This window comes from Embleya sp. NPDC008237, from assembly GCF_042956465.1.
GTDB lineage: Bacteria > Actinomycetota > Actinomycetes > Streptomycetales > Streptomycetaceae > Embleya.
The window spans coordinates 137,553-148,213 of the sequence record NZ_JBIBGL010000016.1; the positions used below are offsets into that span (position 1 = coordinate 137,553).

A 10,661-nucleotide genomic window follows, 5' to 3' on the forward strand; every position below is an offset into this window, starting at 1 on the left:
CCGTGACGTTTCCCGGCCGAGTCGGAGCGGCCCCGCCGGCCGGGGTGGGCCGGTTCGGATCCGGTCGATCGGACCGTGCGTCGTGGATCGAAAGCGCTCCGTGCTTCCCCCGCTGCGACGAGTCTCGGCCCGAACTCGGTTCCCGACGAGGGATCTGCCCACGATCCGGCCGCCGATTGCCGGGATGGGAGTCCGGATTTATAGGGTGTGCCGCATGACCACGGGTATACCTGGCAGACGCGTGATCGACGGCCGCTTCGAGTTGCTGGAGCGGCTCGGTGGTGGCGGCATGGGCTTGGTCTGGCGGGCTCGCGATCTGGCCCTGGAACGCGAGGTGGCGCTCAAGGAGGTCCGGCCGCCCGACCCGGCGCTGTTGGAGGACGACCCGACCGCCGCGCGGATGTTGCGCGAGCGGGTGCTGCGCGAGGCCAGGTCGTTGGCGCGGCTGAACCACCCCAATGTGGTGACGATCCATCACATCGTGGACGCCGCCGAGGTTCCGCACCCGTGGCTGGTGATGGAACTGGTCCCCGGGGGATCGCTGCACGACCGGCTGACGAGCGGCCCGATCGGGCCCGCCGAGGCCGCCGCGATCGGTCGGGGGGTGTTGTCCGCGCTGAGCGCGGCACACGCGGCCGGGATCCATCACCGCGACGTCAAGCCGGGCAATGTGCTGTTGCGCGCCGACGGCAGTCCGGTGCTGACCGACTTCGGCATCGCCGCGCTGCGCGAGTCGACGAGCCTGACCGCGACCGGCGACCTGATCGGCTCGCCCGAGTACATCGCACCGGAGCGCATCCGCGGCGAGGAGGACAACGCCGCGTCCGACCTGTGGTCGCTCGGGATGATGTTGTACGTCGCGGTGGAGGGGCAACATCCGCTGCGCCGGGCGACCAGCCTGGCCACGCTCGCCGCGGTGCTGACCGAGACGGTGCCGCCGCCGACCCGCGCGGGCGCGCTGGCCCCGGTCCTGGACGCGTTGTTGGTCCGCGACCCCGCGGCCCGCCCGGACGCGGCGCACCTGGACCGGCTGTTGGCCCGGGCGGCCGGAGAGCCGACCGGTCGGCCCTCGTCGCAGCACACCACGTCGGCACTGCCGGTCGCGGACGCCCTCGCCTGGCAGCCGGCCGACCTCGGCGGCGGTCGCGCGGCAGCGGGCGGACCGGCGGACGGCGGCCCTGCCGACACAGGACCGGCCTGGTCGGGCGCGGACCGGGTCGGCGCCGAATCGAACTCCGGCGCCCGGAAAGCGTCTTCGACCCCGCCACCGCCGTCCGCCCCGCCCTCCTCGCACTACGGCACGCCGTTCACCCCGGCCGAACCCGGCTCGCCGGACCGGCTGCGCGCGCGCCGGATCCGGATCATCACCGGCTCGGCGCTCGGCACCGCCCTGGTCGGCGCCCTGGTCGCGGTGGTCCTGGCGTCCCAGTTCGACGGCTCGGATTCGGATCGGGACGCGAACGCGGCCGGCCCCGGCAAGAAGCAGGCAGCCACGAACAGCGCGAGCCCCACCCGGTCACCGGACGCGCCGGTGCTCCCGGTGGACGAGACGCCGATCCGGCCGTCGGCGACGCGCACGAGCAAACCCGCCGCGGATACGGAGAACCTGCTCACCCCGACCGCCATCCGCGGCGTGATCGAGGCGATGGCCCCGACGATCGGGGGCACCAGGGTCAAGGACTTCACCGTGCACGACAAGTTCGCGTCGGTGAAGGCACCGACTGCGGGCGACGCCCGCCTGTACGACCGGTTCTCGTACCGCGACGGCGTCACCACGAAGGATGCCGGCTCCGGGACCGACCGGGACGACAAGACCGTCGACCTCACGAAGGTCAACTGGGACGCGCTCCCGGCCCTGATCGCCAAGGCCGACAAGGAACTGGGCATCACGGCGCCCAAGAACCGCTACGTGATCCTGGACATGGGACTGAGCGACCGGGTGCCGGCGTTGAAGGTCTACGTGAGCGACGACTACGGAGGCGGCTATCTGCGAGCCGACCTGAACGGCAAGGTCGTCAAGATGTATCCCCGCTGAGCGACGGGAGGCCCTTCCGGGAAGTCCGGAAGGGCCTCTTTCGCATGCCCGGGAGGGCGGGCGGCCGAACGCCGGCCGGGCCCGCGAACGGCCGGGCCCGCGAACGGCCGGGCCCGCGAACGGCCGGGCCCGCGAACGGCCGGGCCCGCGAACGGTCCGGCCGGCGCAGGCGGTCGCTGGTTCAGCGGTCGTAGCAGAGCACCCGCGCCTGCCCCGCCGCCAGGTGCGCGTAGTTCTTGGTCGGGCCGACCCAGTCCTCGCCCCGGTTGACCATCCGCAGCACGACCTTGCCGTCCTTGACCGGCAGGCTCACACCCTGGATCCAGGCGCCTCGGTGTGCGGTCTGGTCGACGGTGAAGGTGGACCGGACCGGAGCGGAGCCGCTGTCGGTGTCCAACACCTGGTAGAACGCGGGCTTGCCGGCCGCGTCGCGCCAGGTCGAGCCGCCGGGGACATACACCTGCACCGAGCAACTCTTGGCCTTGGCACCGGCGTTCCAGGTCCACACGGCCGCGACGCTGGGGTCGTCCTTGGTCTTGGAGCCGGACATCGGGATCGCCCAGAAGTCGTCCCCGCACCCGGCCGTGCCCAGTCCGCCGCTGCCGACCTTGTACCAACCCTCCTTGCCGTCGCTGTACTCGCCCTGCACCCGGAACCCGGCGCCCGAGTTCGAGCAACCCAGGCCCGCGTAGCCGTTGTAGACCATCTGCGGGCCCTGGGCCGGCGCGATCGGCGGCTTGGCCGGCGTGCTCGCCGGCGGAACGGGCGGACGGGCCGGCGACGTTCCGCCGCCGGCGTTCGTCGCCGGGATGCCCGGGACGGATCCGCCGCCCGGCGTGCCGCCGCCGACCGCGCCACCACCACCGGCACCGCCGCCGCCGACCGCGCCCCCGCCACCCGCCGCGCCGCCGCCGGAGCCGTTGTTGTACTGCACGGAACCACCCGACCCGGTGCCCGAACCACCGACCGGCGGGTAGCCCACCGGTGCGCCGCCGGGCGGGCCCTGCGGCACGGGCGTGCCGTCCGGGCCCACCGGAACCCCCTCGACGGGGGCCGGTTCGGCGCTGCCCGGGGTACCCCAACCGGCAGGCGTGCCGGGCAGCGCGGCGTTCGCCGCGACGTGCGCGACGTCGCGACGCGAGTGCGAGGCCGCACCGGGGGCGGCCAGCAGCGGCACCAGCACGATGGCGCCGGTGGTCAGCGCCGCGGCGCCGCCCAGGGTGCCCCAGACCCGCGCGCCGGGCACCGGGCCGCGGGCGCCGGTGCCGGGCCGGCGGGCGAAGGTGGCCGCGAAGCCGTTCCGGTCGTCGGGCGAACCACCGTTGCGTGGGCGGTTGTTGGCGGACACGAGGACTCCAGGTGTTGGGGGGAGGGTGCTCACGCGGTCGCGCCTGCCAGGGACGCGGGCAGATCCGCGACCTCCAGGGCGATCAGTTGTGCCGCGTCGGGGTTGTCGAGTTCGGCGACCCGACCGGCCTGACGTTCCGTCATCTCCTGGAACGCCTGCCGGGCCGAGCGCCCGTTGCCGAAGCCGCCGCCGCGGGTCATCCCGGCGAACAGGGCGAGCAGTTCGGTGCGTGCGGCGGGGGTCAGTTCGTAGCGGTGGCGCTCCGCCTGGTGTTCGACGATGGCCACGAGCTGCTCGGCGTCGTAGTCCTCGAACAGCAGGGTCCGGGTGAACCGCGAGGCCAGACCCGGGTTGGAGGACACGAAGCGGTCCATGTCGTCGGGATAGCCCGCGGCGATCACCACGACGTCGTCGCGGTGATCCTCCATCAGCTTCACCAGCGTGGCGATCGCCTCGGAGCCGAAGTCGTTGCCGCCCGCGAGCGGCGACAACGAGTACGCCTCGTCGATGAACAACACACCGCCGATCGCCCGATTGAACGCGGCGGCGGTCTTGGGCCCGGTGTGGCCGACGTACTCGCCGACCAGCGCGCTGCGGTCGACCTCGACCAGGTGTCCGTGACCGAGCAGGCCCAGGGCCTTGAGCAGCCGGCCGTACAGCCGGGCCACCGTGGTCTTGCCGGTGCCCGGGTTGCCGGCGAAGACCAGGTGCCGGCTCAGCGGCGGCGCGGGCAACCCGGCCTCGACCCGGAGCCGGACCGTCTGCATCAGCTTGGCCATCGACGCGACGTCACGCTTGACGCCGTCCAGGCCGACCAGTTCGCCGAGTTCGGCGAGCAGGTCGGGCAGGCTCTCCTCGACCACGTCGGGCAGTTCCGGGGTGGGCGCGGCGGCGGCCGGACCCGGTGCGGCACCCGCGGCCGCGGCGGCCGCGGGCTGCGCGACTGCGATCCCGCCGAGCGCCGGATCGCAGTCGTCGAACACCGGCGCGGCGTCCGGCTCGGTGCTCAACTCGTCGGCGCACTCGCGCACCCGGCAGCGGCGGAACAGCGGATCCGCGCCGCCGCCCACGTGCAGCGCGGCATAGCCGGCGCCGATCACGTCGCACCCGGTGAAGGTACCGCCGGCCTGCTCGGCGACGTACAGGCCGTTCTTGCCCGGCCGTTCGATCCGCAGGCCGTGCACGTTCGGCCGGGCCCCGGTCCACACCACCAGGCCCGAGCCGGTGCAGTCCTCGATCGAGCCGCCGGCCAACTCGGCGCGCGAACCCGCGTCGAACACGATGCCCGCGGCCCCCGCCCCGGTGACCCGATTGCCGGTCAACTCGGCAACGCCCTCGCCGGTGACCTCGATCCCGGTCCGCCCGGCCGAGCGCACCGTGCACCCGGACACCCGCGATCCGGTCGGCGAACCGATCCCGATACCGGTGGCGGTGTCCGCGACCAGGCAGCCGGAAAGCGCCGCGGAGGAGCGGCCGGTGACCGCGATCCCGGTCATCGCCGCGGCCGAGACGGTGCAGTCGGTCAGTTCGGCCCGGGCGGTGTCCGTGGTGTGCACGCCGTGTTCGGGCGTGCCCCGCACCCGGCAGTCGGCCAGCTTGAGCACGGCGGTGCCGGCCGCGTGGACCGCGCCGTAGCCGGAGTCGAGGATGCGACAGTCGGTCAGGTCGGCGCCCGCGCCCTCGGTGAGCAGCACGCCGTTGGTCGCCGAGCGGCGCACCGCGCAGCCCTGCGCGACCACCCGCGCGGAGCCGTCGAGCACGATCCCGGCCGCGGCCGCGTCCAGGATCCGGCAGTCGGTCAACTCGGCCCGGGCGCTGCCGCCGAGCCGGATGCCCGCCGCCCCCGGCGCGCTGACCCGGCTCTCGCCGGCCACCGCCGAGGAGGCGTCCTCCAGGAGCAGCCCGACCCGCCCGCAGCCGTTCAGCACCGAATCGCTCAGGCGCAACATCGCCCGCCCGCGCAACCGGATCCCGGAGCCGGACGTGGCGTCCAGACGCAGCCGTGTGATGCCCACCCGGGCGCTGCCGGACACCACGATCCCGGTGCCCTCGATCGCGCTCACCTCGACGTCCTCGACCCGGGCCCGCGCATCACCGGACACATGCAGGCCCGCGAGCCGCGCACCGCCGATGCGGGTGCCGGTGAGCAGCAGCGCCGAGGTGGTGCCGCCGGCCGTCGGCGGCGCGTCCAGGTCCGGATCTCCGCCGTCCTCCGCGTCCCGATCCGGCCCGCCGCGTACCTCGACCCGGCCGCCGGTGACCGCGCAGTCGGCCAGGATCAGACCGGCGCCCGGACCCACGCTGACCGCCGGCGCATCGGTGCCCGCGCCGTGCAGGCCCAGCCCGCGCACCACGCAGTCCGCCGCCTCGACGGTGATCGCCGGGCCCTCCGCGCTCGCGGTCAACACCACCTCGCCGCCGCCCGGTTCCGGGCACAACGTCACCGGCCGCTCCAGCACCAGCGATTCGGTGTAGTGACCGGCCGCGATCAGCACGGTCGCACCGGGGGCGGCGGCGCGGACCGCGTCCGCGATCCGGCGATGCGTGCCCCGGCCCTTGGCGGCCACCCGGACATCCGGCGCGGTGGAGCCGGTCGCTCGACGGTCGACGCTCGACATCTGTGCGCTACGCATCCTTGTGCCGGTACCAATCCGGGTTGATTCCCGCGCGTACCTGCGGCAACAGCCACCCGTTGAACATCTTTTCGCCGATCTTGAAGCCGATGTTGAGCAGGAACTCGGTGACCCCCTGGCGGTGGAAGAACCGGCCGCCGGCGGCATTGAGGAAACCGATGCGGGCGAGCGAGACGCTGCCGGTGCTGATCACGCCGGACAACGACGAGATCGCACCGTCCCCCAGCGCCTCCCAGCCGGAGAGCTTGTGGGTGACGCCGTCGGCGTCCTTGACGCCGAACACGCTCGCGTTGATGCTGCCGTTGACCAGACCGGCCAACAGGCCGACGCCGGCGCTGTAGCCGAAGTCGTAGGTGCCGCTGCGCCAGCGCACCGCGGTCTCGTTGCCCGCCCACTCGTTGGCCCACGTCTTGTCGTGGTTGCCCGGCCGCCGGTTCCAGTGCTTGCCGCCGTCGATGTTGCCGTAGCCGCTCTTGAAATCGCCGAGCTTGCGGAAGCCGTCCATCCTGTTCTCGTGCACGAAGGCGCCCACGCCGCCCTTGACCACGCCGCCCACCGCCGCGTTCAACGCCGCCTTCTGCCAGTCGGTCTCCGCCAGGGTCTTGCCCTGGGCCCTGGCGTTGATGTCGGCCACGACGATGTTCGCGGTGAACTCGATCGCGAACTCCTGGGCGAACTCCAGCGCGAGCTTCTTGACCAGGACCGACTTCCCGTAGCTTTGGTAGGCGGCCTCGGCCAGGGTGATGGCCCCGGTACCGGTGGGCGAGATGCCCGGGAGCCCGGCCAGCGCCGAACGGAACCGCGTCGCGTCGATGCCGAGGGGGCTGCCCGACCACGGCATGCGCTGACCCTCGCGGATGCGCCGTACCCAGCCGCGCACCTCGGTCACCTGGCCGCGGAAGTCGTACTCGCTGCCGATCACCCGCCACCGGTTCAGCGAGTCGTTGACGATCACCGCACCGCCGTCGGTGCGCCGGGCCAGCAGGACGCCGTTCTCGTTGTAGCGCCGCCACTGGCCGCGCCACGCGTCCGTCTCCAAGTAGTGGTTCCGCCCCTCGGGCGTGGTCTTGAGCTCGCGGGTGCGAACGGTGGTGCCGTGGTCGAACTCCTTCCAGGTGGCGGTCTCCGGCGAGGCGCCCGCGTTCGGTCCGTACTCGCGCACCCGCGCCGGTGCGTCGCTGATGTGCGGCGGGGTCTCGTGGATCACCGACGTCACGCCGCCGTTCACCGTCGTGTCGCGGAAGAGCAGGTTCCTGCCGTCGAGCGGGGTCGCCTGCCAGGCCCCGGCGCCGTTGTCCGCCTTCGGGTTCCACCAGCTGCGTACCCGGTCGCCCTCGCTCGGGACGATCGCACCGGCCCGGTTGTACTTCTGCCACGTCCAGGCGTCGGTGCCGGTGAGTCGGGACGAGTCGACGTACCGACCGCTGTCGAGCATGCGCCGCTCGCGCACCAGGTTCTTTGCCGCGTCGAAGTCCCGGAACGAGTCGTCGAACGGCAGCTTGGGGTCGTCGGCGCCGCGGAAGAGCACACGCTTGCCGGATTCCTGGACCTCACCGGCGGCGTTGACGCGTTCCCACCGCCAGGTCTGCGCGGTCGAGTCGCCGCGCGCGACGATCGTGACCGGGTCGGCGCCCTCGAGCCGCCAGGTGTCCCTGCGGCCGGCCACGTATCCGTGACTGTCGTACTCGACCCAGTCGCTGCGCGGGTCGGCCGCGTGGCCGGTGGACCCGGGAGCGGGTGGCTCCGGTGTCGTGTAGTGGCGGACGTTGCCGTTCGGGAAGCCCTCGCGCACCACCGCCCACCGGGTGGTGCCGTCCGCGCCCACCACCGGACGCAGGTCCTGCCAGATTGCCTCGCCCGGTCCGTTGTGGGGGGTCTCCAGCCGGTAGCCGACCTCGTCGCCCCGGCTCCACGGGGTCGCCCCGGCGGGGGACGAGGGGTGCGGCGTCACCGAGTCGCCGACCTTGAGCGTCGTACCGTCGGCCGACTTGGTCTGCGAGCGGGCGAAACCGCCGTCGGCCAGGATGTCGAAGGAGCTGCCGTCGTCACCGACGAACCGCACGCCGCTGCTGTGCGGGACCAGCTGTCCGTCCGCGCCGGGGACCGACTTCTCCCACGTGAACACCTGGTAGCGGGTGTCGGAGGCGAGGAAGGAGTGCGTGCCGGTGGGCTCGACCCGGTGGTTGCTCAGCCACTTGCGGGCCCACTGGGGCGGACGCTGCTCGGAGATGCGGGTCGTGGTGAACGTCGAGCCGTCCGCCTTGACCTCGTGCTTGCCGGTCTCCTTGCCCTGCGGCGAGTGCTCGTCCCAGGACGCCTTGCGGATGCCCGCGCCGTCCAGCGGGTGTTCGAGGTAGTGCCGGGCATGGTCGGTCCGGTGCATCGGACCCCACTGCTTCTGGACCACCTCCCCGGCGTGGGTGCCGGCCGCCGGCCCGTGCCGGTCGCTCCAGCCGCCGTCGCGGTGCGGGGTGCGCGGGCCGCTCGCCAGTTCCCGGCTCGCGCCGTCGTAGCGATGCCAGGTCCAGCCGTCGGCACCCTTGACGCCCAGCGTGTGTCCGGCCCGATCGCCGAACTTCTGGAGCGTGTCCCGGAATTCACGCACCGTGACGAAGCGCTCGTTGACGTCCGTGTAGCCGAAGCCGGACGTGTCGAACCTGCGCGAACCCCGGTCCAGCGGGACACCGTCGGTGCCCCACTCGACCCACTTGGTGCGTTGGCTGAACGCGCCGAAGCCGTTGAGGTCGGTACGCCGGAACGCGTCGAGCGTGTGCCCGTTCGGCAGCAGCCGGCGTTCGAAGACGACCGCCTTCCCGGGGGTGTTCGACTTGAGTTGGATGCGACCGTTGGCGGCGCCGTGCAGGTCCACCGTGCCGTGTTGGAAGTCGTTGGGAGTGAATCCCCGGTCGGCGGACCGACCGGGCCGGAAATCCTGGCGCCAGGTGGGTGTCTGTCCGGTGTGGTCGACGATGTACTGATGTTTGGTCAGTCGACCGTCGTCGAGCACGTTGAAGCCCTCGCGGGTGACGTTTCCGTTCACCCCGAACTCGTGGAACTCGCCGTTGCGCACGGTGTTCGGGTGCACGACCTCGACCCGGTAGCCGGTGTGCGCGCCGTTGGTGTCGGTGAGCCGGGTGAGTCGTTGCTCCGGGGGGAGCGGGGTGCCGTGCAGGTCGGTGAGGGTGTCGCCCGCCACGAACCTCGTCCCGCCGGTACCACCCAGCGCGGTGCCGTGTTCGAAGGTGCCGGTCGTGGTGTCGAAGCGCACCGAGTGGCCGGTGGCGGGGTCGGTGACCCGGAAGCCGTTGTCGACGCTGGTGATGTTGCGATCGGTGACCCGGGTGCCGTGCACGTCGGTGAGGACCCGGTTCGTGTCGTCGCCGACCACGAAGCGCGCCTCGCCGGGTCCGCCGACGGCGAAACCGTGGTCGGCGATCGAACCGTCGGCGAGATAGCGGGTGGACCGGCCACTCACCGGCTCGGTGACCCGGAAGCCGCCGCCGTCGAGCGCGGCGACCTCGACGTCGGCGACGCGGGTGCCGTGCATGTCGGTGAGGATGTGGTCGGCGTCGCCACGGGCGACGACGAAGTGCGGCTCGCCCGCGCCGCCGAGCAGGGTGCCGCGTTCGAAGGCGCGGGTCGTGGTGTCGTAGCGCGCCGAGTGGCCGGTGGCGGGGTCGGTGACCCGGAAGCCGTTGTCGACGCTGGTGATGTCGCGGTCGCCGACCGGGGCGCCATGCATGTCGGTGACGCTGCGCCCGGCGCCCTCGCCGACCACGAAGCGGGCTTCGCCCGAGCCGCCGAGTGCGATGCCGTGTTCGGCGACCCAGCCGTCCGCGGTGTAGCGGGTGCTGTGGCCGCCGACCGGTTCGGTGACCCGGTAGCCGCCGCCGGTGAGCGGGGTGATCTCGACGCCGGCGACGGGGTTGCCGTGCACGTCGGTGAGCACGTGGCCGGTGTCGCCGCCGACGATGAAGCGGGGCTCGCCGAGTTCGTTCAGGGCCAACCCCCGGTCGAGCACTGTGCCGTTGCCGGCGTAGCGGACGGAGTTGCCGTTCGCGGGGTCGGTCACCCGGTAGCCGTTGTCGATCCGGGTCAGGGTCTGGTGGGTGATCGGCTTGCCGTGCACGTCGGTGAGTACCGGGGGTCGGTTGTCGCGGAACACCACGAAGTGGCCCTCGCCGGGACCGCCCAGGGCGATGCCGTGTTCGGCGGCGCTTCCGTCGGCGCGGTAGCGAGTGGTCTGACCGGTGCCGGGTTCGGTGATGCGGTAGCCGCCGCCGTTGACGGCGGTGACATCGACGCCGGTGACGGGGTTGCCGTGGATGTCGGTGAGCACGTCGCCGTGAGTGATGAAGTGGGCTTCGCCGGCGCCCTGGAGGGCGATGCCGTGTTCGGCGATGGAGCCGTTGCCGGTGTAGCGGGTGGATTGGCCGCTGCCGGGTTCGGTGATGCGGTAGCCGCCGCCGTCGACGGCGGTGACGTCGATGTCGGTGACGGGGTTGCCGTGTACGTCGGTCAGGACGGGGCCGTGTTCGCCGGGGACGACGAAGTGGGCTTCGCCGGCGCCCTGGAGGGCGATGCCGTGTTCGGCGATGGAGCCGTTGCCGGTGTAGCGGGTGGATTGGCCGCTGCCGGGTTCGGT

At 72.8% G+C, this 10,661-nt stretch carries 4 protein-coding genes; 1 reads left to right on the forward strand and 3 read right to left on the reverse strand.

Features of this window, described 5'->3' with window-relative positions; genetic code table 11:
* Positions 1 to 214 precede the first annotated feature (214 nt).
* Positions 215 to 2,035: a serine/threonine-protein kinase gene (locus tag ACFZBU_RS35045; RefSeq protein ID WP_391587761.1), complete on the forward strand. Its 1,821-nt coding sequence runs from the start codon at positions 215 to 217 to the stop codon at positions 2,033 to 2,035.
* Positions 2,036 to 2,216: 181 nt separating this feature from the next.
* Here the strand turns inward: ACFZBU_RS35045 and ACFZBU_RS35050 are convergent, their stop codons facing one another.
* The 3 genes from ACFZBU_RS35050 to ACFZBU_RS35060 form a co-directional block, all read right to left on the reverse strand.
* A complete protein-coding gene (locus ACFZBU_RS35050; RefSeq protein ID WP_391587762.1) occupies positions 2,217 to 3,383 on the reverse strand; it encodes a hypothetical protein in 1,167 nt (388 codons plus the stop codon).
* A gap of 29 nt (positions 3,384 to 3,412) precedes the next feature.
* Complete coding sequence (locus ACFZBU_RS35055) at positions 3,413 to 6,001, reverse strand: right-handed parallel beta-helix repeat-containing protein (protein WP_391587763.1); 2,589 nt, start codon at positions 5,999 to 6,001, stop codon at positions 3,413 to 3,415.
* 7 nt (positions 6,002 to 6,008) lie between these two features.
* A partial coding sequence (locus tag ACFZBU_RS35060; RefSeq protein ID WP_391587764.1) for a hypothetical protein occupies positions 6,009 to 10,661 on the reverse strand: 4,653 nt, incomplete at its 5' end.

Coding starts and splice junctions, on each gene's coding strand:
- ACFZBU_RS35055 (WP_391587763.1), bottom strand. CDS start 6,001: ATGTCGAGCGTCGACCGTCGAGCGACCGGCTCCACCGCGCCGGATGTC.
- ACFZBU_RS35045 (WP_391587761.1), top strand. CDS start 215: ATGACCACGGGTATACCTGGCAGACGCGTGATCGACGGCCGCTTCGAG.